The organism is Pseudomonas sp. A214, from assembly GCF_900156295.1.
Taxonomy (GTDB): domain Bacteria; phylum Pseudomonadota; class Gammaproteobacteria; order Pseudomonadales; family Pseudomonadaceae; genus Aquipseudomonas; species Aquipseudomonas rhizophila.
The window spans coordinates 4,634,315-4,658,084 of the sequence record NZ_LT707062.1 but is presented as its reverse complement, the minus strand read 5'-3'; the positions used below and the strand labels follow the sequence as shown (position 1 = coordinate 4,658,084).

At 61.0% G+C, this 23,770-nt stretch carries 19 protein-coding genes and 1 pseudogene; 3 read left to right on the top strand and 17 right to left on the bottom strand.

What is annotated here, in order from left to right; all coding sequences use genetic code 11:
• The first annotated feature begins 166 nt into the window (after window positions 1-166).
• Complete coding sequence (locus BW979_RS20795) at window positions 167-1,045, top strand: LysR family transcriptional regulator (RefSeq protein WP_076385489.1); 879 nt, start codon at window positions 167-169, stop codon at window positions 1,043-1,045.
• A gap of 55 nt (window positions 1,046-1,100) precedes the next feature.
• On the opposite strand, the gene BW979_RS20790 is transcribed toward BW979_RS20795, so the two are convergent.
• From BW979_RS20790 to BW979_RS20720, 15 genes are all read right to left on the bottom strand, one after another.
• Window positions 1,101-1,577, bottom strand: a complete 477-nt coding sequence (locus BW979_RS20790) for a hemerythrin domain-containing protein (protein ID WP_047227744.1) — start codon at window positions 1,575-1,577, stop codon at window positions 1,101-1,103.
• Between the two features lie 201 nt (window positions 1,578-1,778).
• Window positions 1,779-2,882: an NAD(P)/FAD-dependent oxidoreductase gene (locus BW979_RS20785; protein ID WP_076385487.1), complete on the bottom strand. Its 1,104-nt coding sequence runs from the start codon at window positions 2,880-2,882 to the stop codon at window positions 1,779-1,781.
• Window positions 2,883-3,011: 129 nt separating this feature from the next.
• Entirely contained in the window at window positions 3,012-4,475 is a 1,464-nt protein-coding gene (gene nuoN / locus BW979_RS20780; RefSeq protein WP_047227742.1) for an NADH-quinone oxidoreductase subunit NuoN, read from the bottom strand.
• Between the two features lie 7 nt (window positions 4,476-4,482).
• Entirely contained in the window at window positions 4,483-6,015 is a 1,533-nt protein-coding gene (gene nuoM / locus BW979_RS20775) for an NADH-quinone oxidoreductase subunit M (protein ID WP_047227741.1), read from the bottom strand.
• 39 nt (window positions 6,016-6,054) lie between these two features.
• Window positions 6,055-7,908 (bottom strand): NADH-quinone oxidoreductase subunit L, encoded by a 1,854-nt coding sequence (gene nuoL, locus BW979_RS20770; protein WP_047227740.1) that lies wholly within the window; start codon window positions 7,906-7,908, stop codon window positions 6,055-6,057.
• Window positions 7,905-8,213, bottom strand: coding sequence for an NADH-quinone oxidoreductase subunit NuoK (gene nuoK / locus BW979_RS20765; protein ID WP_044463936.1), 309 nt, complete (start codon window positions 8,211-8,213; stop codon window positions 7,905-7,907). The genes nuoL and nuoK overlap by 4 nt, the downstream gene beginning before the upstream one ends.
• Window positions 8,214-8,217: 4 nt before the next feature.
• Window positions 8,218-8,718, bottom strand: coding sequence for an NADH-quinone oxidoreductase subunit J (gene nuoJ, locus BW979_RS20760; protein ID WP_047227739.1), 501 nt, complete (start codon window positions 8,716-8,718; stop codon window positions 8,218-8,220).
• Between the two features lie 9 nt (window positions 8,719-8,727).
• A complete protein-coding gene (gene nuoI / locus BW979_RS20755) occupies window positions 8,728-9,276 on the bottom strand; it encodes an NADH-quinone oxidoreductase subunit NuoI (protein ID WP_047227738.1) in 549 nt (182 codons plus the stop codon).
• 11 nt (window positions 9,277-9,287) lie between these two features.
• Window positions 9,288-10,295, bottom strand: a complete 1,008-nt coding sequence (gene nuoH, locus BW979_RS20750; protein WP_047227737.1) for an NADH-quinone oxidoreductase subunit NuoH — start codon at window positions 10,293-10,295, stop codon at window positions 9,288-9,290.
• Window positions 10,292-13,006 (bottom strand): NADH-quinone oxidoreductase subunit NuoG, encoded by a 2,715-nt coding sequence (gene nuoG / locus BW979_RS20745; RefSeq protein ID WP_076385485.1) that lies wholly within the window; start codon window positions 13,004-13,006, stop codon window positions 10,292-10,294. The genes nuoH and nuoG overlap by 4 nt, the downstream gene beginning before the upstream one ends.
• A 139-nt stretch (window positions 13,007-13,145) precedes the next feature.
• Window positions 13,146-14,504: an NADH-quinone oxidoreductase subunit NuoF gene (gene nuoF, locus BW979_RS20740; protein WP_076385483.1), complete on the bottom strand. Its 1,359-nt coding sequence runs from the start codon at window positions 14,502-14,504 to the stop codon at window positions 13,146-13,148.
• Window positions 14,501-14,998, bottom strand: coding sequence for an NADH-quinone oxidoreductase subunit NuoE (nuoE, locus tag BW979_RS20735; RefSeq protein ID WP_003203372.1), 498 nt, complete (start codon window positions 14,996-14,998; stop codon window positions 14,501-14,503). Before nuoE ends, nuoF begins: the two co-directional genes overlap by 4 nt.
• Window positions 14,999-15,000: 2 nt before the next feature.
• Entirely contained in the window at window positions 15,001-16,785 is a 1,785-nt protein-coding gene (nuoC, locus tag BW979_RS20730) for an NADH-quinone oxidoreductase subunit C/D (RefSeq protein WP_076385481.1), read from the bottom strand.
• Window positions 16,786-16,857: 72 nt separating this feature from the next.
• A complete protein-coding gene (locus BW979_RS20725; RefSeq protein WP_024779314.1) occupies window positions 16,858-17,532 on the bottom strand; it encodes a NuoB/complex I 20 kDa subunit family protein in 675 nt (224 codons plus the stop codon).
• Window positions 17,533-17,542: 10 nt separating this feature from the next.
• Window positions 17,543-17,956 carry an NADH-quinone oxidoreductase subunit A gene (locus tag BW979_RS20720; RefSeq protein ID WP_011062185.1) on the bottom strand — a complete coding sequence of 138 codons (414 nt, stop codon included), beginning with the start codon at window positions 17,954-17,956 and terminating at the stop codon, window positions 17,543-17,545.
• Between the two features lie 874 nt (window positions 17,957-18,830).
• On the opposite strand from BW979_RS20720, the pseudogene BW979_RS28195 reads away from it, so the two are divergent.
• Together BW979_RS28195 and BW979_RS28190 are read left to right on the top strand one after the other, a co-directional pair.
• Window positions 18,831-19,850: pseudogene (locus BW979_RS28195) on the top strand (methyl-accepting chemotaxis protein); the annotation flags it as partial.
• On the top strand, window positions 19,836-20,753 hold the full coding sequence (locus BW979_RS28190; protein WP_371516483.1) for a methyl-accepting chemotaxis protein: 918 nt from the start codon (window positions 19,836-19,838) through the stop codon (window positions 20,751-20,753). The pseudogene BW979_RS28195 and the gene BW979_RS28190, both read left to right, overlap by 15 nt.
• 221 nt (window positions 20,754-20,974) lie before the next feature.
• Here the strand turns inward: BW979_RS28190 and aceA are convergent, their stop codons facing one another.
• Together aceA and BW979_RS20705 are read right to left on the bottom strand one after the other, a co-directional pair.
• Window positions 20,975-22,300: an isocitrate lyase gene (gene aceA / locus BW979_RS20710; RefSeq protein ID WP_014337679.1), complete on the bottom strand. Its 1,326-nt coding sequence runs from the start codon at window positions 22,298-22,300 to the stop codon at window positions 20,975-20,977.
• A gap of 457 nt (window positions 22,301-22,757) precedes the next feature.
• Window positions 22,758-23,519 carry a secretin N-terminal domain-containing protein gene (locus BW979_RS20705; protein ID WP_047227731.1) on the bottom strand — a complete coding sequence of 254 codons (762 nt, stop codon included), beginning with the start codon at window positions 23,517-23,519 and terminating at the stop codon, window positions 22,758-22,760.
• Window positions 23,520-23,770: the final 251 nt, after the last annotated feature.

Below are 23,770 nucleotides of genomic sequence, written 5' to 3'. Positions count from 1 at the left end.
TCATCGCGAGCAGGCTCGCTCCCACATTTATTCAGGGTGACCACAAGATCCTTGTGGGAGCAAAGCTTGCTCGCGATGACGGTGGCACTTTCACTCTCTATGCAACCTGTCGTACCCCATTCACAATACCCACCAGAACATCCTGACTGTCCACCCTGGAATGACAATGAACCCCTTCGAAGAAATGCGCATTTTTGCCCAGGTCATGGAGTCGGGCAGTTTCACCGCGGCGGCGGAAAAGCTCGGGCTGTCCAAGCAGTTCGTCAGCCGCAAACTCATGGAACTGGAGCAACGGCTGGGCGTGCGTTTGCTCAATCGCTCGACACGACGGCTGGATGTGACACCGCTGGGCCAGCGCTATTACGAAGCAGCGCTGCGCCTGCTCAGTGAAGTCGAACAGGTGGAGCAGGGCATCAGCGGCCAGACCAGCGAGCCTCGCGGCACCATTCGTCTTAGCGCACCACTTTCGTTCGCGGTCGCGCACCTGGGCAGCCTGTTACCGCTGTTCTTGCAGCGCCACCAAGAGGTGAGTGTCGAAGTGGATTTGAGTGATCGCTCGGTTGACCTGCTGGGGGAAGGCTACGACATTGCGCTGCGCATTGGCGTGCTGGAGGATTCGACGTTGATCGCCCGGCGCATCGCGACCATTGAGCGAGTGTACTGCGCCAGCCCCGCCTACCTGGCGCAACGCGGTACGCCCGAACGGCCCGAAGACCTGCGCAATCACGATTGCCTGCCCTATGGGCATAGCCGTCAGGTGCAATGGCGGTTCGGTGGACGCAGCAAACCGCTGACCCTGGAGGTCGCCGGACGCATGCGTGCCAATAACGGCGATTTGCTCAGGGACGCGGCTGTCGCGGGCATGGGCATCACGTATCTGCCGACGTTCATTGTCGGAGAGGCATTGAAGGACGGTCGATTGATCAAGGTGCTCGAAGGCTTCGAGACAGAGGCCTTGGCGCTGTCGGCGGTCTATCCGCAACATCGGCAAAGTTCACGCCCGGTGCAGGCGCTGGTGGAGTTCTTGCGAGAACAGATGCAGTGAGCTGCCCGGCTGCGTTCAGCCGTGGCAAACGGCTGAACGCATCGGCAGCGCCTGATCAGGCGGCCAGGCTGGAGCTGCTCATTTCTTTTTTGTACTGCGCCTTCATGGCTTCCATCTGCTCGCCCAACGACTCCAGCGTCGCTTTGCCCAGCAGTTTTTTGGCTTGAGGGAACATCTCGGTTTCCTCTTCTTCGATATGGTGCTCAAGCAACTCTTTGACCACTTTCACCCGGCCGGCAAATTCTGGGGTGGACGGGTCGGTGTTCTTCAGGTCCGGCAGCACCAGCGAGTCGACGGTGCGGTGCTCTTCCTTGGCCTCGTAGTACATCTCGGCCTGCTCCTTGCCGCCGGCCTGCTTGTAGGCCGGATAGAGAATTTCTTCTTCCAGTCGGGTATGAATGGAGATTTCCATTTCCAGCTTCGCCAATAGGTCGGTGCGTTTCTTGATGCCTCGGCTGGTTGATTCGCTCAGCTGGGCAAGGATGGCCTTGACGCGTTCATGGTCGGCTTTCAACAGGTCGATGGCGTTCATATGTAGCTCCTGGCAATTCACGGATGCGGGCCGGCTTCAAGCGCCAACGCCGCGTTACAGGGAAATTGCATCAGTCGTGCCAGCCAAGGATTTATATAAACTCGTTTTAAAACAACAGGTTATATGAGTCTGTTTTTTGCGGGTCGTGCAGCCTGCATGAGGGCATGGAAAAATGCATTGCACTTTGCGCTGCCCCCACCGCTAGACGATCAGTTGCCGCACCCGCCCGGCGAGGGCCAGGCAGGAGGTCAGCCCTGGCGATTCGATCCCGAACAGATTGATCAGCCCCGGGACCTGATGCTCGGCGGGGCTGCTGATGAGGAAGTCCCGGGCCGGCTCGTCGGGGCCGGAAATTTTCGGACGGATGCCGCTGTAGCCCGGTTGCAGGCTTTGGTCCGGCAAGCCTGGCCAATAATTGCGAATCGCCGGGTAGAAGGCTTCGGCGCGGGCCGGGTCCACGCGGTAGTCCTCGCGCTCGAGCCACTCGGTGTCCGGGCCGAATCGGGCCTGGCCCGCCATATCCAAGGTCATGTGAATGCCCAGGCCGGCAGCTTCCGGAGCGGGGTAGATCAGATGCCGAAAAGGCGCGCGTCCAGTCAGGCTGAAGTAGTTGCCCTTGCACAGATAATCGCGGGGCACCGAGTGCGGCGCCAAGCCTTCGATACGGCGGGCGAGGGCGGGCGCCTGGAGGCCGGCGGCGTTGATCAGTCGGCGGCAGGACAGACTCATCTGCGCCGTACCACCCAGCTCCAGCATGAAACCTCCGGTGATGGTCCGTGCCCTCAGCAAGGGCGTGTGGAATACGATGTCGGCACCGGCCGCTTCGGCATCCCCCTGCAAGGCCAGCATCAGTGCGTGCGCGTCGACGATACCGGTGGAAGGCGAATACAGCGCGGCCACGCACGCCAGAGCGGGCTCCAGCTCCAGCGCCTGCTGCTGATCGAGCAGACGCAGGTCGTCGACACCGTTCTTCAATCCTCGCTCAAACAAGGCCTTGAGCCCCTCCACCTGAAACTGATCCTTGGCAACGATCAATTTGCCAAGCCTGTGGGTCGCGACCCCGTGACTCGCGCAATACGCGTACAACTGTTGGCGACCTTCGACGCACAGTTGCGCCTTGAGGCTCCCCGGAGGGTAATAAATGCCGGCATGGATGACTTCGGAATTGCGCGAGCTGGTGCCCATGCCGATGGCTTCGCCGGCTTCGATCAACAGCACTTCGTGACCGGCCTGGGCCAGTTCCCGAGCCACGGCGAGCCCGACCACGCCCGCGCCCACCACCACGCAATCGATGTCCATGCCCAAAGCCTTTCCCTCTTGGAGTCGTATGTTCAAGCGCCTCAGGATAGCCCGAGGTAGGCGACTTCTACAGCCCAAAAAAAATGCCCGTATCAAGCGATACGGGCATTTTTTGATGCTACAGCGTTCGGGTGATCAACCCGTCAGGCCGGCCTGCTGAACCAGGGTCAGCAACGGCTGCGGGTACACACCGAGGAAGAACGCCAGTACGGCGATAGCCAGCAGCATCACGCCGCCTGCCTTCTGTTCCCAGTGCAACTCGGCATCGTGGCGACGCAGGTTCGGTTCCATCAGGTACAGGGTGACCATGACGCGCAGGTAGTAGAACACGCCGATGGCACTGCCCAGCACCAGGGAGCCGACCAGCCACCATTGGTGAGCCTCGACGCCGGTGGCGATGATGTAGAACTTGCCGATGAAGCCGGCGGTCAGCGGGATGCCGGCCAGGGACAGCATCATCACGGTCAGCACGGCGGTCAGGTACGGACGGCGCCAGAACAGGCCGCGGTATTCGTACAGTGCGTCGGCGTCACGGCCGTTGTACGGCGAGGACATCAGGGTGATCACGCCGAACGCGCCGAGGCTGGTGATCACGTAGGTGACCAGGTACACGCCGATGGCTTCTACCGCCAGGCCCTTGCTGGCGATCAGCGCGATCAGCAGGTAACCGAAGTGGGCGATGGACGAGTAACCCAGCAGACGCTTGAGGTTGCTCTGGGTCAGCGCCAGCAGGTTACCGAACAGAATCGACGCGATGGCAATGATGGTCAGCACGTCACTCAGCACACCGCTGCTGGCCACTGGCGAGATCTGGAACAACCGCACCATCACCGCGAACACTGCGACTTTCGACGCGGTGGCCAGGAACGCCGCCACCGGTGCCGGGGCGCCTTCGTAGACGTCCGGGGTCCAGAGGTGGAAAGGCACCAGCGACAGCTTGAACGCCAGGCCGATCAGCATCATGCCCAGGCCCAGTTGCGCGATCGGGCTAGGCAGGCCGGTGGCCGCCAGGGCCTGACCGATGCCGACGAAGCTCAGGGTACCGGCTTCGGCGTAGAGCAGGGCCATGCCGAACAACAGGAACGCGGAACCGGCGGCCGACAGCACCATGTACTTGATGCCGGCTTCCAGGGAGCGTTTGTTGAAGAAGGCATAGGCCACCAGACCGTAGACCGGCACCGACAGCAGCTCCAGACCGATGAACAGGCTGGCCAGGTGCTGCGCGCTGACCAGGACCAGGCCACCGGCGGCGGCCATCAGGATCAGCAGGTACAGTTCTTCACGGTTGCCCGGGTAACCCGTACCGCCATCGCCGAGGTAGGCGTGGGCGAGGGTGACGCAGGCGAGGGTGGCGACCAGGATCAGCGCCATGTACAGGCAGGCGAAGCTGTCGATCTGCAACAGCGGGGTGACCGCCAGCGGCGCGACTTTCAGGGCCGGAAGAATCGACAGCAGGGCCAGGTTCAGCCCCGCCACCGACAGCAGGAAGGTCTGTGAGTGATTGCGCCGCCAGGCGATCGCCAGCATCACCACGATGATCGTGGCGCTGGTGATCAACAGCGGCGCAAGCGCGATAAAGTGTTGAATCGTGAATTCCATAGCGCTCTTACCGGGCCGAAGCGAGTTGAGAGAAGGCGGTGCCGAGCCACTGCTGCACGCCATGCATCGTGGCGGCAGAGGTGTCGAGGAACGGTTGCGGGTAGACGCCGAGGTAAACCAGCAGCACCGCAAGGCCGAGCACCATGATCAGTTCGCGACCGTCCATGCCGCGCAGCACTTCATCCGACTTGGTCGGGCCGAAGTAGGCGCGGTGGATCATGATCAGCGAGTAGACCGAACCGAACACCAGGCCAGAGGTGGCGATGGCGGTGATCCACGGAGCGCTGACGAACGAGCCGATCAGGATCAGGAACTCGCCGACGAAGTTACCGGTGCCCGGCAGGCCCAGGGACGCCGCGGCGAAGAACAGACTGATGGCCGGCAGGTAAGCGATGCGCGACCAGATACCGCCCATTTCACGCATGTCCCGAGTGTGCAGACGCTCGTACAACTGGCCGCTGAGGATAAACAGTGCCGCAGCCGACAGGCCGTGGGCCAGCATCTGGATCACCGCGCCTTGCAGGGCCAACTGGCTGCCGGAGTAGATCCCGATCAGCACAAAGCCCATGTGCGAAACACTGGAGAAGGCGATCAGGCGCTTGATGTCGGTCTGGGCGAACGCCAGGAACGCACCGTAGAAGATCCCGATCAGACCCAGGGTCATGGCAATCGGCGCGAACTCGGCCGAGGCATTGGGGAACAGCGGCAGGGCGAAGCGCAGCAGGCCGTAGGCGGCGGTTTTGAGCAGGATACCGGCCAGGTCCACGGAACCTGCGGTCGGCGCCTGGGCGTGGGCGTCCGGCAGCCAGGAGTGGAACGGCACCACCGGCAGCTTCACCGCGAAGGCGATGAAGAAGCCCAGCATCAGCACGTACTCGGTGGTGCGCGACATCTGCACTTTCAACAGGTCGGCGTAGTTGAAGGTAATCACGCCGGTGTTGTTGAAGTTGACCAGCACCAGGCCAAGGATCGCCACCAGCATGATCAGGCCGGAAGCCTGGGTGAAGATGAAGAACTTGGTCGCCGCGTAGATCCGGGTTTTCTTGCCGTCCGAAGAACTGTGACCCCAGAGCGCGATGAGGAAGTACATCGGCACCAGCATCATTTCCCAGAAGAAGAAGAACATGAACAGGTCCAGCGCCAGGAACACGCCGACGACACCGCCCAGGATCCACATCAGGTTCAGGTGGAAGAAACCGACGTGACGCTGGATCTCTTTCCAGGAGCACAGGACCGAGAGGATACCCAGCAGGCCGGTCAGCAGGATCATCAGCAGCGACAGGCCGTCGAGAGCCAGATGCACGCTGATACCGAAGCGTTCGATCCAGATGTGCTTGAACTCAAGCGCCCAGGTTGGATCGGCGCCAGGGGCCGGAGCAAATGAATAGTCGCCGGTCGCCCAGAGCCAGAGGCCGAGTGCGAGTTCCAGGGACATGGTCAGCAGCGCAATCCAGCGCGGGAGGGTGGAGCTTGAACGCTCCGCCATCCAGCACAGCAGGCCGCCGATGAAGGGGATCAGGATTAGCCAGGGCAGAATCATGACGGGCTCGTTTCCTTTCGCAAGTTCGCAAGGTTCATATCAGACCGCTACCAGCACGATGGCGCCGATAACCAGCACGGCGCCAGCCGCCATGGAAGCCGCATACCAACGCAGTTGACCGGTCTCGGTACGGCTCAGGGCAGTGTGGCCGCCCTTGGCCATGCGCGGGATCAGGCCAATGGTCTGGTCGAGCGGGTCTTTGCGCAGAATGTGGCTGATCGCAAGGTATGGCTTGACGAACAGTTTGTCGTAGATCCAGTCGAAGCCCCAGGCAGCGAACCACCAGGCCGAAAGGAATCGCCCGATGCCGCTGTTGGCGATCGCCGTGACGAAGCGACGCTTGCCCAGGAACAGCAGGGCGGCCAGCAGGATACCGGCCAGGGCAATGGCGCCCGAAGCGATTTCCAGGCTGTGCTTGGCGTCGCCGCCGGCATGGCCGACGCTTTGCGGCAGGACATCGGCCAGCGGTGGCGTGATCAGGGCGCCGACGAAGGTCGACAGCACGATCAGCACCGACAGTGGCAGCCAGTGGGCAATGCCGTGGCCAGCGTGGGCTTCGGTCTTGGCTTCACCGTGGAACGCGATGAAGATCAGGCGGAAGGTGTACAGCGAGGTCATGAACGCACCCACCAGGCCGGCATAGAGCAGACCCTGGTTGCCGCTGGCGAACGCTTCCCAGAGGATCTCGTCCTTGGAGTAGAAACCGGCGGTGACCAGTGGCAGGGCCGCCAGGGCCGCGCCGCCGACGATGAAGCTGGCGTAGGCCAGTGGCAGTTTCTTCCACAGGCCGCCCATCTTGAAGATGTTCTGCTCGTGGTGGCAGGCAACGATCACCGCACCGGAAGCAAGGAACAGCAGCGCCTTGAAGAAGGCGTGGGTCATCAGGTGGAAGATCGCGCCTTCCCAGGCGCCGACGCCCAGGGCCAGGAACATGTAGCCGATCTGGCTCATGGTGGAGTAGGCGAGGATACGCTTGATGTCGGTCTGGACCAGGGCTGCGAAACCGGCCAGCACCAATGTCACGCCACCGACGATGCCGACCAGGTGCAGGATGTCTGGCGCCAGGGCGAACAGGCCGTGGGTACGGGCGATCAAGTAGACACCGGCGGTCACCATGGTTGCGGCGTGGATCAGTGCCGAAACCGGGGTAGGACCAGCCATCGCATCCGCCAGCCAGGTCTGCAACGGCAGTTGCGCGGATTTACCGACAGCGCCGCCCAGCAGCATCAGGGTCGCCAGGACGATCCAGAAGTCGCCGGCCTGGAAGTGCTGCGGAGCACGTACCAGCAGCTCCTGGATGTTCAGGGTGCCCAGTTGCTGGAACAGGATGAACAGGCCGATGGCCATGAACACGTCGCCGATCCGGGTCACGATGAACGCCTTGAGCGCCGCGTTACCGTTGTTGCGGTTGCTGTAGTAGAAACCGATCAACAGGTACGAGCACAGGCCCACGCCTTCCCAGCCGAAGTACAGGAACAGCAGGTTATCGCCGAGCACCAGGAACAGCATGCTGGCGATGAACAGGTTGGTGTAGGCGAAGAAGCGCGAGTAACCGGCTTCGCCGCGCATGTACCAGGAGGCGAACAGGTGGATCAGGAAACCCACGCCGACCACCACGCCCAGCATGGTCACCGACAGGCCATCCAGGTACAGGGCGAAGTTCGGCGTGAAGCCTTCCACCGCCATCCACTGCCACAGCACCTGCACGTACGCGCCACCTTCAGGCGGGGCGACGTTGAACTGCCAGATCACGTAGGCCGTGACGATGGCAGACAGGCCGATGGACCCCACGCCAACCAGCGCCGAAAGGTTTTCCGACCAGCGTCCACGAGAGAACGACAGCAGCAGGAAACCGATGAGGGGAAATACGAAAGTCAGAAAGAGTAGGTTCATCCGCGCATCTCGCTGGCAGCGTCGATATCGAGAGTGTGGAAGCGGCGATACAGCTGCAACAGAATCGCCAGGCCGATACTGGCCTCAGCGGCTGCCAGGCTGATCACCAGGATGAACATGACTTGTCCATCCGGCTGCGCCCAGCGAGCGCCCGCGACGATGAAGGCCAGGGCGGAGGCATTCATCATGACCTCCAGGCTCATCAGCACGAACAGAATGTTGCGGCGGACCATCAGGCCGACCAGACCGAGGCAGAACAGGATGCCGGCAACCGCCAGACCATGCTCGAGAGGGATAGCAGGCATGTGATTACTCCTTCGCCTCGTTACGGCCCAAATGGAACGCCGTGACGGCTGCGGCAAGCAGCAGCATCGAGGCGAGTTCGACCACCAGCAGGTACGGACCGAACAGGCTGATGCCCACGGCCTTGGCGTCTACGGTGGTGTGGCCGATGGCCTGGCCGCTCTGGTGAGCGAACAGTACATACAGCAGTTCACCCAGCAGCAGCGCGGCGAGAATCACCGGCCCCGCCCAGATGCCCGGCTTGAGCCAGGAACGTTCTTGCTGCACCGAGGCCGGGCCCAGGTTCAGCATCATCACCACGAACACGAACAGCACCATGATGGCGCCGGCGTAGGCGATCACTTCCAGCGCACCGGCAAACGGCGCACCGAGGCTGAAGAAGGTCATGGCCACGGCGATCAGCGAGATGATCAGGTAGAGCAGGGCGTGCACAGGGTTGGTGTTGGTGACCACTCGAAGCGTGGAGACCACCGCGATACCCGATGCGAAATAGAAAGCGAATTCCATCTTTCTTCCTTAAGGCAGCAAGCTCTTCACGTTGATCGGTTCGGCTTCATTTTGCGCGGCGCCTTTTGGCTTACCGGCAATGGCCATACCTGCAACACGATAGAAGTTGTAATCAGGGTTTTTACCGGGACCGGAAATCAGCAGATCTTCTTTCTCGTACACCAGGTCCTGACGTTTGAACTCGGCCATTTCGAAATCCGGCGTGAGCTGGATCGCGGTGGTCGGGCACGCTTCCTCGCAGAGGCCGCAGAAAATGCAGCGCGAGAAGTTGATACGGAAGAAGTCCGGGTACCAGCGACCGTCTTCGGTTTCGGCTTTCTGCAACGAGATGCAGCCCACCGGGCACGCCACGGCGCACAGGTTGCAGGCCACGCAGCGTTCTTCGCCGTCGGGATCGCGGGTCAGGACGATGCGGCCGCGATAACGCGGCGGCAGGTAGACCGCTTCTTCAGGGTATTGCAGGGTGTCGCGCTTGCGAAAGCCATGGCCGAAGATCATGACCAGGCTTCGCAGTTGGGTACCGGTACCCTTAACGATGTCGCCAATATATTTGAACATGGGTCAAATCCTCACTGAACCGCGGCCGCAGGCGTGTTCATCAACACGATCGCAGCGGTCACCAGCAAATTGATCAGGGTCAGCGGCAGGCAGAATTTCCAGCTGAAGTCCATCACCTGGTCGTAGCGCGGGCGCGGGATCGAGGCGCGCAGCAGGACGAACAGCATGATGAAGAACGCGGTCTTCAGGGCGAACCAGACGAAGGACAGTTGCGGCAGGATGCCGAACGGACCGTGCCAGCCACCGAAGAACAACGTCACCAGCAGTGCCGAGATCAGGATGATGCCGATGTATTCACCGACGAAAAACATGCCCCATTTCATGCCGGCATATTCGATGTGATAGCCGTCGGCCAGTTCCTGTTCCGCTTCCGGTTGGTCGAAGGGGTGACGGTGAGTCACGGCCACGCCGGCCACGAAGAAGGTACAGAAACCGAAGAACTGCGGAATGATGAACCACAGGTTCTGGGCCTGGTACTCGACGATGTCGCGCATGTTGAACGAGCCGGCCTGGACCACCACGCCCATGAGCGCCAGGCCCATGAACACTTCGTAGGACACGGTCTGGGCCGAGGCCCGCAGGCTGCCCAGCAGGGCGAACTTGTTGTTGCTCGACCAGCCGGCGAACAGCACCGCGTACACCGACAGACCCGCCATGGCGAAGAAGAACAGCAGGCCGATGTTCAGGTCCGCCACGCCCCAGGTCGGGGTGATCGGGATGATCGCGAAGGCGATCAGCAAGGCGCTCATGGCCACGACCGGTGCCAGGGTGAAGATCACCTTGTCGGCAAACGGCGGCGTCCAGTCTTCCTTGAAGAACATCTTGATCATGTCGGCGGCGATCTGGAACATGCCGAACGGGCCGACGCGGTTCGGACCGTAGCGGTCCTGCCACCAGCCCAGCAGGCGACGTTCGACGAAACTCAGCAGCGCACCGCAGACCACCACGGCCAGCAGAATCACGATGGCCTTGAGAACCGTCAGGATCACGTCGATCACTTCAGGGGTAAACCAGCTCATTGCGCTGCCTCCTGCAGACCGTCGACGGTTTTGCCGAATATCGCCGGTGGAATACCCGCCAGGCCAGCCGGCAGGGCCACCAGGCCGGCGCCCAGTTCTTCATTGATGCGCAGCGGCAGACGCAAGGTCTGGCCCGCGACGTTCAGGCTCAGCAGGGCACCGTCGTTGACGCCCAGGCGATCGGCTTCGGACTTGGCCAGCGACACGTAGGCGGCCGGGATGCGTTCCTGGACCGGAGCGGCTTTGGAAGAGTTCTCTTCACTGCCGAACAGGTGATGGAACGGTACGACCTGCCAGGTGCCCGGTGCCGGGTTGAAGGCGCGCGGCACGCTGGCGAACCAGCTCAGGCCATCGCCCTGGCTTTCGATCAGGCGAGTGCCCGGGTCACCGGCACGCAGGTGACCGCCGACTTCGTCCTGGAACTTGTTCCAGGCTTGCGGCGAGTTCCAGCCCGGCGACCAGGCGAACGGCACTTGCGAGCGCGGTTCGGCGGAGCCCGAGTAACCTTCCATGGAGAACGAGAACGCAGTGTCGTTGTCCTGGGAGGTCCGTGGTTCGTGGACGCTGATGTCGGCGCGCATCGCGGTGCGACCGGAGTAGCGCAGCGGTTCGCGGGCCAGCTTCAGGCCCTTGATGCGGAACGCGGCCGATGGCGCGGCATCGACGATGCGAGCCAGTTGCGGGCTGCTCGAAGCGACGGCGGCGGTGACATGGTCCAGTTGCGTCCAGTCGATCGGCTGGTTCAGCAAGGTGGCGCGCAGGGCATGCAGCCAGCGCCAGCCTTCATGGACCAGGATGCTGGCGTCCAGGTAAGTCGGGTCGAACACCTGGAAGAAGCGCTGGGCGCGACCTTCCTGGCTGACCAGCGTACCGTCGCCTTCGGCGAAGCTCGCCGCCGGCAGCACCAGGTGGGCGCGGTCGGTGGTGGCGGTTTTCTGGTGGTCGGCAACGATCAGCACTTTCGCGGCATTCAGGGCAGCGTCCACCCGGGCCTTGTCGGTGCGGGTGTACAGGTCGTTTTCCAGCACCACGATGGCGTCGGCGCTGCCGTCGATCACCGCTTGCAGGGCTGCGTCCAGCGACTCGCCACCGAGCATGGCCAGGCCGAGGCTGTTGGCTTCCGGCACGATCAGGCTGATGGAGCCGTTCTTCTCGCGCAGCTTCAACGCCTTGGCGATGTTGGCGGCGGCTTCGATCAGCGCCTTGGAACCCAACGAGGTGCCGGCAATGATCAATGGGCGTTTGGCCGCGAGCAGGACGTCGGCGATACGCTGGGCCAGCGCGGCCGCTTCACTGTCCAGACCTTCGACGGCCGGGGCACTGGCGTCCAGGGCGTGGGCCACGGCAAAACCGATGCGCGCCAGGTCATCCGGAGCTGCGTGGACGCATTCTTCGGCGACGTCGTCGAGCTTGGTTTCAGCCAGGCTGGCAATGAACAGCGGGTTCAGCGCGTGCTGGCCGATGTTCTTCACGGCCGCGTCGAGCCATGGCTGTACGCGCATGGCGTCGGCCATGTCTTCAGCCTTGCCCTTGACCGACTGGCGCAGGGCCAGGGCCATGCGCGCGGCGGTCTGGGTCAGGTCTTCACCCAGGACGAACACCGCATCGTGGTCTTCGATGTCACGCATCGTCGGCACGGGCAGCGGGCTGTCCTTGAGCACTTGCAGCACCAGGCGGATGCGCTCCAGCTCACCGGCTTCGATGCCACTGTAGAAGTGCTCGGCGCCGACCAGTTCACGCAGCGCGTAGTTGCTTTCCAGGCTGGCCCGTGGCGAACCGATACCGACGATGTTGCGCCCGCGCAGCAGTTCGGCGGCCTTGTCCAGCGCTTCGTCCAGGCTCAGCTTGGCGCCGTTGGCGAGCAATGGCTGGCGCGGACGATCCTTGCGGTTGACGTAGCCATAGCCGAAACGGCCACGGTCGCACAGGAAGTACTGGTTCACCGAACCGTTGAAGCGGTTCTCGATGCGACGCAGTTCGCCGTAGCGTTCGCCCGGGGAGATGTTGCAACCGCTGGAGCAGCCATGGCAGATGCTCGGCGAGAACTGCATGTCCCACTTGCGGTTGTAGCGCTCGGAGTGAGTCTTGTCGGTGAACACACCGGTCGGGCAGACCTCGGTGAGGTTGCCGGAGAACTCGCTTTCCAGGGTGCCGTCTTCAACGCGACCGAAGTACACGTTGTCGTGGGCGCCGAACACGCCCAGGTCGGTGCCGCCGGCGTAGTCTTTGTAGAAACGCACGCAGCGGTAGCAGGCGATGCAGCGGTTCATCTCGTGGGAGATGAACGGGCCCAGTTGCTGGTTCTGGTGGGTGCGCTTGGTGAAGCGATAACGGCGCTCGTTGTGGCCGGTCATCACCGTCATGTCTTGCAGGTGGCAGTGGCCGCCTTCCTCACAGACCGGGCAGTCGTGAGGGTGGTTGGTCATCAGCCATTCGACGACGCTGGCGCGAAAAACTTTCGCTTCTTCGTCGTCGATGGAGATCCAGCTGCCGTCAGTGGCGGGGGTCATGCAGGACATGACGATCCGACCACGCTTGTCGTTCTCGTCGGTGTACTGCTTGACCGCGCATTGGCGACACGCGCCTACGCTGCCAAGGGCGGGGTGCCAGCAGAAATAAGGGATGTCGAGGCCCAGGGACAGACATGCCTGTAACAGGTTGTCTGCGCCATCGACTTCGAGCTCTTTGCCGTCTACGTGGATAGTGGCCATGGTTCAAAGTTCTTCGTTGGCCCGGTGTCAGCGGGCGTGGCTAATGGAATCTTGTTATTCGTCCGAATCCAAACAGCCTTTCAAAGGCGTCATCGGACGAAAGGCGAAGGGCACGGACCCTTCGCCTTTTAAAGCGTCGTTACGCGCCGACCATGGTCGGCGTGACCACCTGATTGAGATCGCCTGCGCGCGTTGGCGCGATGCCGGCCTCGAATTCAGAGCGGAAGTATTTGATCGCGCTGCCCAACGGCTCCACGGCACCCGGTGCATGAGCACAGAAGGTCTTGCCCGGGCCGAGGAAACCCACCAGACCCAGCAGGGTCTCGATGTCGCCGGCCTGGCCTTCGCCGTTTTCAATGGCGCGCAGCAGCTTGACGCTCCACGGCAGGCCATCGCGGCAAGGGGTGCAGAAACCGCACGATTCACGGGAGAAGAATTCTTCCATGTTGCGCAGCAGGGAAACCATGTTGACGCTGTCGTCCACCGCCATGGCCAGGCCGGTACCCATACGGGTGCCCACTTTGGCGATGCCGCCGGCGTACATCTGTGCGTCCAGGTGTTCCGGCAACAGGAAACCGGTGCCAGCGCCGCCGGGCTGCCAGCACTTGAGCTTGTAACCGTCGCGCATGCCGCCGGCGTAGTCTTCGAACAGCTCGCGGCCGGTTACGCCGAATGGCAGTTCCCACAGGCCAGGGTTCTTGACCTTGCCGGAGAAGCCCATGAGCTTGGTGCCCATGTCTTCGCTGCCGTCGCGGGCCAGGGATTTGTACCAGTCGACGCCGTCGGCAATGATCGCCGGCACGTTGCACAGGGTCTCGACGTTGTTCACGCAGGTCGGCTTGCCCCACACGCCGACGGCGGCAGGGAAGGGCGGCTTGGAGCGCGGGTTGGCGCGGCGGCCTTCCAGGGAGTTGATCAGTGCGGTTTCTTCACCGCAGATGTAGCGCCCGGCACCGGTGTGGACGAACAGCTCGAAATCAAAGCCCGAACCCAGGATGTTCTTGCCCAAGAGGCCAGCGGCCTTGGCTTCTTCCACGGCACGGTTCAGGTGCTTGGCGGCGGTGGTGTATTCGCCGCGCAGGAAGATGTAGCCACGGTAGGTTTTCAACGCACGGGCACTGATCAGCATGCCTTCGATCAGCAGATGGGGCAGTTGCTCCATCAGCATGCGGTCTTTCCAGGTGTTGGGCTCCATTTCATCCGCGTTGCACAGCAGGTAGCGGATGTTGATGGACTCGTCCTTGGGCATCAGGCCCCACTTCACGCCAGTGGGGAAGCCGGCACCGCCGCGACCCTTGAGGCCGGAGTCTTTGACGGTCTGGACGATGTCGTCCTGGGCCATGTCGGTGAATGCCTTGCGCGCGGCGGCGTAGCCATTCTTGGCCTGGTATTCGTCCAGCCACACCGCTTCGCCGTCGTCACGCAGACGCCAGGTCAGGGGATGGGTTTCGGCCGAACGCTGGATGCGGTTGGCGGGCCCGAAGGAAGTCAGGGTCATACGTAGCCCTCCAGCAGTTTGGCGACGCCGTCAGGCTGGACGTCACCGAAGGTGTCGTCGTCGATCATCAGCGCCGGGGCCTTGTCGCAGTTGCCCAGGCAGCACACCGGCAGCAGGGTGAAGCGCCCGTCTGCGGTGGTCTGGCCCAGGCCGATGCCCAGCTTGTTCTGGATCTCGCCGACCACGGACTCGTGGCCGCCGATGTAGCAGACCATGCTGTCGCAGACGCGAATGATGTGGCGACCCACTGGCTGGCGGAAGATCTGGCTATAGAAGGTGGCAACACCTTCGACGTCGCTGGCCGGGATGCCGAGGATCTCGCCGATGGCGTAGAGCGCGCCGTCAGGCACCCAGCCACGCTCCTTCTGAACGATCTTCAGGGCTTCGATCGACGCCGCGCGCGGGTCTTCGTAGTGATGCAGCTCGTGCTCGATGGCCGAGCGCTCGGTTTCGCTGAGGGCGAAACGGTCTGTCTGGATAAGCGTGCTATTCATGCTTAGCGGTCCACGTCGGCCATAACGAAATCGATACTACCCAGGTACGCAATCATATCCGCGACCATGCTGCCTTTGATCACCGAAGGGATCTGCTGCAGGTGTGGGAAGCTTGGGGTGCGAATCCGGGTGCGGTAGCTCATGGTGCCGCCGTCGCTCGTCAGGTAATAACTGTTGATGCCCTTGGTCGCTTCGATCATCTGGAAGGACTCGTTGGCCGGCATGACCGGGCCCCACGAAACCTGCAGGAAGTGCGTGATCAGGGTCTCGATGTGTTGCAGCGTGCGCTCTTTGGGCGGCGGCGTGGTCAGCGGGTGATCCGCCTTGTACGGGCCTTCCGGCATGTTGCGCATGCACTGGTCGATGATCTTGATGCTCTGGCGCATCTCCTCGACGCGAACCATGCAGCGGTCATAGGCATCACCATTGACTGCCAGCGGTACTTCGAATTCGAAGTTTTCATAGCCGGAGTAAGGACGCGCCTTGCGCAGGTCGAAGTCGCAACCGGTGGAACGCAGGCCCGCACCGGTGACACCCCATTCCAGGGCCTCTTTGGTGTTGTAGGCGGCGACCCCGATGGTACGGCCCTTGAGGATGCTGTTCTGCAAGGCGGCCTTGGTGTATTCGTCCAGGCGCTTGGGCATCCATTCGACGAAATCCTTGACCAGCTTTTCCCAGCCCCGCGGCAGGTCGTGGGCAACCCCACCGATGCGGTACCAGGCCGGGTGCAGTCGGAAACCGGTGATGGCTTCGATCACCGTGTAGGCCTTCTGGCGGTCGGTGAAGGTGAAGAACACCGGGGTCATGGCGCCAACGTCCTGGATGTAGGTACCCAGGAACAGCAGGTGGCTGGTGATCCGGAAGAACTCGGCCATCATGATGCGGATGACGTCGACCTTTTCCGGCACCTTGATCCCGGCCAGTTTCTCGACCGAAAGCACGTACGGCAGGTTGTTCATCACGCCGCCGAGGTAATCGATGCGGTCGGTGTAGGGAATGTAGCTGTGCCAGGACTGGCGCTCGCCCATTTTCTCGGCGCCACGGTGGTGGTAGCCGATGTCCGGGACGCAGTCGACGATCTCTTCGCCGTCCAGCTGCATGATGATGCGGAATGCACCGTGGGCCGAAGGGTGGTTCGGGCCCAGGTTGAGGAACATGTAGTCCTCGTTCGCCCCGGAGCGTTTCATGCCCCAGTCTTCCGGCTTGAAGCGCGCGGCTTCTTCCTCGAGCTGTTGCTTGGCCAGGGACAGGCTGAACGGATCGAACTCGGTGGCGCGGGCCGGGAAGTCCTTGCGCAGCGGGTGACCTTCCCAGGTCGGCGGCATCATGATGCGCGTCAGGTGCGGGTGGCCGGGGAAATCGATCCCGAACATGTCCCACACTTCACGTTCGTACCAGTTGGCGTTCGGCCAGATACCGGTCACGGTCGGCACGCTGAGGTCGCTCTCGGACAAGGCGACCTTGATCATCACGTCACTATTACGCTCGATCGACATCAGGTGATAGAACACGGTGAAATCGACGCCGTCGGGCAGCCCTTGACGCTTGGTGCGCAGACGCTCGTCCACGCCATGCAAGTCATAGAGCATGACGTACGGCTTGGGCAGGTTGCGCAGGAAAGTCAGGACTTCGACGAGTTTGGCGCGGGCAACCCAAAGCACCGGCATGCCGGTGCGGGTCGGCTGGGCGGTGAACGCCTCGGGGCCAAAACGGTTGTTCAGTTCGACGACCACATCCTGGTCGTCTGCCTTGTAAGGCGGGATGTACAGAGCACTGCCTGTAGTCATGGTTATTTATCGCTTTCGGTCAACGTAAAGAATGAAGCCAGGTTCTCGTTTCTTATGCAGAGCAGAGCTGGATCAGACTTCGTCGGGGCTGCGCAGGTTGGTGACTGCGATACGCTGTTCGCGACGCTGTTCCTTTTGCGATGGCATCTCGGCGCGATAGACGCCTTGATCACCAACGACCCAGGACAGTGGGCGACGCTCCTGGCCAATCGACTCCTGCAACAGCATCAAGCCTTGCAGGAAAGCTTCAGGGCGAGGCGGGCAGCCAGGCACGTAGACGTCCACGGGCAGGAACTTGTCCACCCCTTGAACGACGGAATAGATGTCGTACATGCCACCGGAGTTGGCGCACGAACCCATGGAGATAACCCACTTCGGTTCGAGCATTTGCTCGTAGAGACGCTGGATGATCGGCGCCATCTTGATGAAGCAGGTCCCGGCAATAACCATGAAATCCGCCTGGCGCGGCGATGCCCGGATCACCTCGGCGCCAAAGCGCGCGATGTCGTGGGGCGCCGTGAAGGCGGTGGTCATTTCCACGTAGCAGCACGAAAGGCCGAAGTTGTACGGCCACAGGGAGTTCTTGCGACCCCAGTTGACCGTGCTGTTCAGCACGTCTTCGAGCTTGCCCATGAAGATGTTTTTGTGGACTTGATCTTCTAACGGATCGGAAACGGTTTCCCGCTCGCCAATCGGATACTGCTCGTTAGGAGCATCGGGGTCGATCCTGGTGAGATTGTATTGCATTGCCAAAGCCTCATTGTTTCAGCTTCGCTTGCCGCTTACGACGACCTTCCGGAGCCCAATCAAGAGCCCCCACCCGCCAAAGGTAGACAAGACCTGCCAACAGAATTGCTATGAAAACGAGAGCTTCGACGAATCCGGTCCAGCCGCTTTCGCGGACGGACACAGACCATGCAAAGAGAAAGAGGGCTTCGATATCGAAGATCACGAAGAGCATCGCGACCAGATAGAATTTGGCTGAGAGCCGCAAGCGGGCGCCACCGGTAGGCAGCATGCCGGACTCGAACGGTTCATTTTTGCTGCGGCCCCAGGCTTTTGACCCGAGCAGGCTCGACACGCCGAGCATGAAGGCACACAGGCCGACAACGCCCAGAAGGAAAATGGCAAAGCCCCAGTTGTGGGCCATGAGTCCTGTCGCTTCGGGCATGCTGGAAATCCTTAACAGAGAGCAAAGGTCTCTGAGCTTGAAAAGAAATAACGCAGTGACGATATGTCGCAGCAATCAATCGCGGTGATTTTATGGCTAAACACCGGGCAAGTAAAATTCCTATAGCGAAATTATTTATTGGAATAAGCACATAGCGTACCTCCAGGACCCTGCGGCCCCGGCCCCGTGGGCGTTGGCCGGCTGTTGATCAATAATATTTCGTGCGGAATGCAACAATGATAATGGCTTTCAAATGATAATTATTATTATCTGTGGCGGCCTTTCTGCTACGCACTTAGTGTTGTGTCCGAGGGGCAGCCTTACATTGCCGCTACTGCAATTGTCAGCGTCGGACGTTTTACTCCTTTTCGGACTGCCCAATACTGCGTTCGATCAATTTTTCTAACCGTGCGCCGCAGTTTTTTTGGGGGGGCGGGCTCGGTGAAGGTTGGATCTGCATGGGGACTGCTCCTGTGGGAGCCAAGCTTGCTCGCGATGCCGGCAACGCTGTCCCGAGGCAGACTGCGCAATCGTTCATTACGGGCAAGCTTGGCACCCACAGATGCAGGCTAGCTCCTACAGAGTAGATTGCTTGAAAAAAAACGGCTCAAAAAAGCCGTGGGCGTCCGATCAATGTCGCTCAGCTAGCCCCGCGCAGATCCTATGGCCAGGGTATTTCGTGTTTAAGCGACCACCGTCGTGCGAGCAAAAAACGGCACGAGGTTGGGTTTAAGGTCTTGAAGAGGTGATATCAAATGGCTATCTTTATGCTTCATTCATCTAATCATCTATATCAATGCTGGTTAGATTTTCGGCCCCTTCTTAGATAGCCGCGTCAGTTTTCATCGTTCGTGGCTGATACCAAAGGAAAGTCATGAACTCTTGGATCGCGAATATGAGCGTTATGCTCAAGCTGGCTTTGGGCTTTGCTGTTGTGCTGCTTCTGACCGCTATTCTCGCCGCGACCGGCTGGTTCAGCCTGGGGAAAATGATCGAGCGCACGGATCGAATGACCAGCATTACCGAACTGGGTAACCGCCTTGATCACCTGCGCAGAGCTCGCTTGCAGTACCAGTTGGACCGGGGTGATGAACAAAAGGGTGCATTGATCCAAGCGTCGCTGGAGCAGTTTGTCGCCCAGCAGAAAAGCCTCGCCAAAGAACTGAGAAAACCGGAAAACCTGAAGAAACTTGCTCTGATCGAGCAGGCCAGCACGCAGTATCAAGTGGCACTCAATACGATGCGCGAGGCTTATCGCAATGACGCAGCCATGCGCAAGGAAATGGGCGTCAATGCGGTCAAGGGCGCCGCGCTGATTGCCAGGGTCATCGCTGACGTGGAAGCACTGCCCGCCTCGGATGAGCGCCGCTTTGACCTTTACAAGCTTATTCTCAAGGCCAAAGAGGACGTGGCGCTGGTGCGTTATGAAGTGCGTGGCTATACCGGCAACCCCAATAGCGCCACCGAACAAGCCGCCACCCGCCAGCTCGAAAATGCGTTCAAGAGCATCGAAGCGCTCAACAGCGCTTTCGGCCCAACCTATGCCGACACCATCAAGCAGTTGGAAACCGCGCTGATTGCTTACCGTCGTTCGGTACAGGACTTCACGGCCAGTAATCAGGCCATAGGCAAGGCTGTGCAGGACACCACCGATTTGGGTGAAACCATCACCCGTCTGTCTGACGAAATGTATGCCAGCCAACTGGTTTCCCGTGACGAAGACAGCGCCCAGGCTCGCATTCTGCAGCTGAGCTGTACTGCCTTGGCGATGTTGTTGGGGATTTTCGCCGCCCTGATCATCACCCGCCAGATTACACGGCCGTTGCAAGACACATTGGCTGTGGTCGATCGCATTGCGGCAGGCGACCTCACGCAACACATGATCGTGACTCGTCGTGATGAGCTGGGTGTCTTGCAGCAGGGTATTCAGCGTATGGGCAGCACCTTGCGCGACCTGATCGGTGGCATCCGCGATGGTGTCACCCAAATCGCCAGTGCCGCCGAAGAGCTATCGGCTGTTACTGAGCAGACCAGTGCCGGGGTCAATAGTCAGAAGATCGAGACCGATCAGGTGGCGACCGCCATGCACGAAATGTCGGTTACCGTGCATGAAGTCGCGCGTAATGCCGAACAGGCTCGCGCAGCCGCCTCAGAGGCCGATGCGCAAGCCCGTATTGGCGACCAGGTGGTCGCGCAAGCCATCGTTCAGATCGAGCGCTTGGCCAGCGAGGTCGGGCGCTCAGTCGACGCCATGAACGAGCTGGAGCAAGAAAGCGGTCGCATCGGCAAGATCATGGACGTGATCAGGGCGGTGGCTGAGCAGACCAACTTGCTGGCCCTTAACGCCGCCATTGAGGCCGCTCGCGCGGGTGACGCCGGGCGCGGTTTTGCCGTGGTCGCCGACGAAGTACGTGGGCTGGCCCAGCGTACCCAGCATTCCACCGAAGAGATTGAGAGCCTGGTGGCGGGCTTGCAGAGCGGCACGCGTCAGGTATCGAGCATTATGCAGAGCAGCCGTGAACTGACCGACAGCAGCGTGGAATTGGCATGCAAGGCCGGCACATCCCTGGGCAACATCACCCAGGCGGTTTCTGGCATTCAGGCCATGAACCAACAGATTGCCGCCGCCGCGGTGCAACAAAGCTCGGTGGCCGAGGAAATCAGTCGCAGTGTCCTGAGTGTGCGCGATGTATCCGAACAGACCGCCTCAGCCAGCGAAGAAACCGCAGCCTCCAGCATCGAATTGGCGCGCCTGGGTAACCAGTTGCAGCAGTTGGTCAGTCACTTCAAGGTGTGAAAGGGGGGGGCTGGCGGCCATGCTCCAACTGGTAATTCCAGCAATGGTCGTTCCGATCCCCACTCATACCAAAAAACCGCATGGCCTTGACGATCAACGGTTGGTGAAAGCTGGAAAAACGGCGAAAAAAAGCCCCGAACCAGTCGGGGCTGCAGAACGTCGGCTTTGCGGTTAGCTTTTATTCGGTCCGCAAGGGCCGTTGACTCAAGGCATGCCGAGGATCAGTGGAACTGCTCTTCTTCGGTGGAGCCGGTCAGCGCGGTTACCGAGGAGGTGCCGCCCTGGATCACGGTGGTCATGTCGTCGAAGTAGCCAGTGCCCACTTCCTGCTGGTGAGCCACGAAGGTGTAGCCCTTGGCGGCGTCAGCGAACTCCTGCTCTTGCAGCTTCACGTAGGCGGTCATGTCGTTGCGGGCGTAGTCGTGCGCCAGGTTGAACATGCTGTGCCACATGTTGTGAATGCCGGCCAGGGTGATGAACTGGTGCTTGTAGCCCATGGCGGACAGTTCGCGCTGGAACTTGGCGATGGTCGCGTCGTCCAGGTTTTTCTTCCAGTTGAAGGAAGGCGAGCAGTTGTACGACAGCAGTTGGTCCGGGTATTCCTTCTTGATCGCTTCGGCGAAGCGACGCGCCTCGTCCAGGTCCGGCTTGGCGGTTTCGCACCAGATCAGGTCGGCGTACGGCGCGTAGGCCAGGCCACGGGCGATCGCCTGGTCGAGACCGGCGCGAACCTTGTAGAAGCCTTCCTGGGTGCGGGTGCCGGTCACGAACGGCTGGTCGTACGGGTCGCAGTCGGAAGTCAGCAGGTCAGCGGCGTTGGCGTCGGTACGGGCCAGGATGATGGTCGGTACGCCGGCAACGTCGGCGGCCAGGCGGGCAGCGGTGAGCTTCTGCACGGCTTCCTGGGTCGGCACCAAAACTTTGCCGCCCATGTGGCCGCATTTCTTCACCGAAGCCAGTTGGTCTTCGAAGTGAACGCCGGCGGCGCCTGCTTCGATCATGCTCTTCATCAGCTCGTAGGCGTTCAGTACACCGCCGAAACCGGCTTCAGCGTCGGCCACGATTGGCGCGAAGTAGTCGATGTAGCCTTCGTCGCCTGGGTTCTTGCCGGCTTTCCACTGGATCTGGTCGGCACGACGGAACGAGTTGTTGATGCGCTTGACCACGGTTGGAACCGAATCCACCGGGTACAGCGACTGGTCCGGGTACATCGACTCGGCGGAGTTGTTGTCCGCAGCCACTTGCCAGCCCGACAGGTAGATCGCCTGGATACCGGCCTTGACTTGCTGCACAGCCTGGCCGCCGGTCAGGGCGCCCATGCAGTTGACGAAATCTTTCTCGGGACGGAAGGCTGGCTTGGCGCCCTGGGTGACCAGGTTCCACAGTTTCTCGGCGCCCATTTTCGCAAAAGTGTGCTCAGGTTGAACCGAGCCACGCAGACGGACGACGTCAGCAGCGGAGTAATTGCGCTTCACGCCTTTCCAGCGCGGGTTTTCAGCCCAATCTTTTTCAAGGGCTGCAATTTGCTGTTCGCGTGTCAGTGCCATGGAGATAAACCTCGTCGCATAGGTCTGGGGTGGAAAATTCCTGCTCCTGCCGACCAGGGGTTGGACGGTCAAGTCGGTTCAGGCGGGGAGGCGACGGGATGAACGATGGGCTCGAGGGGAAAGTGAGCAGGTAGAGGCGAACTGCGGGCGCATTCGGGCGTCGTGGGCCTTTATACGAACTCAGAATGATGCCGGGTTACCTAGTTACGCTTCCGTCCCTCGGGACAACTTCGTTCCAGTCGCAACCTCGTCAAACACACCTTGTGGGCGGTACAGACACGAATCGGCTCGCAGGGTAGTTGCAAGCGTCGACCCGAAGGCCCTTGCCAGGGCCCCTGATTAGCGGGAGCGAGGCCATCATGCCTTCGGTTTTTTGGCTCGTCAAACGTTTTGTAGTGCTTTTTTTATAGCACTACATCTTTGGTCTAATACGACTCGTCAGTCAGTTTTTGGTGCTTCAGTTCAGGGTATCCACCTTGACCCGCAGAATCATGTCGTCCCGGCCTTGGGTCGAGTAGCTGCGGCTCAGCCCCTGTTTATCGGCCTGAGTCTGGCGATTGACCCCGGCCAGGGTGATCCATTCACCCAAGCGGCCGCTGACCGTTGTGTCGGTACTTTGAACGTTCACTACATCGGGACGTTCCTGGCTCATACGGTCACGGTTGGTACTGATGTTCAGATGAACGGTCTCGCCGGTGACGCTGGCCGTGACATAAAAGCCTTGGGTGACGTTGCGGTATTCGGTCTGGCTTTGCAGGCGGCCGTAGGTGTCGGTCTGGGTGCTGGTGAACGGCACGCTCTGGCCGACCTGAATCAGCGCCGGCTGGCCTTCGCTGGCTTGTACCTGCTGCACGCCGCCTTCGCGGCTGGCGGTGCTGCGGTTGATGATGCGGGTCTGGCTGGGAGCGGCGCCGTTGATCGAATAGCCCTGGTCGCCCTGCAAGTTGTTTTCGTTGGTGTCGACCGTGATCAGCAGGCGCTTGGGGGCGGTGTCCAGTTGGGCGAGAAATGCCTTGAGCTCCTCGATTTTACTGGGCTCGGCATTGACGATCAGTTGGTTGCCATAGGCGCTGACCTGGCCGTCCTTGCCGATGAAATTCTGCGCCACCGGCAACAGGTCGGCGCTGGTTCGGTAGTTCAGCGGGACGATTTCAGTAGCGGCCATCACCGACAGGCTGCAGCCGAGCAGCAGGGTGGCGAGCAGGGTGCGTAAGGACATGTCCATTTCTCCGCGAGACAAAGGCTTGATATTGCCAGTTTGTCGGCCTGGGGTGGGGCAAGTTGAATGTTAGACGGCAAAACGCCCCGGCATCGGTGGATGGCGGGGCGTTTTGTGGTTGCATGATGCTCTTGTGGCGAGGGGATTTATCCCCGCTGGGCTGCGCAGCAGCCCCAATGAAGCCGATTACATCAACCTGACACACCGCAGTGATTGATTTGGGGGCTGCGGAGCAGCCCAGCGGGGATAAA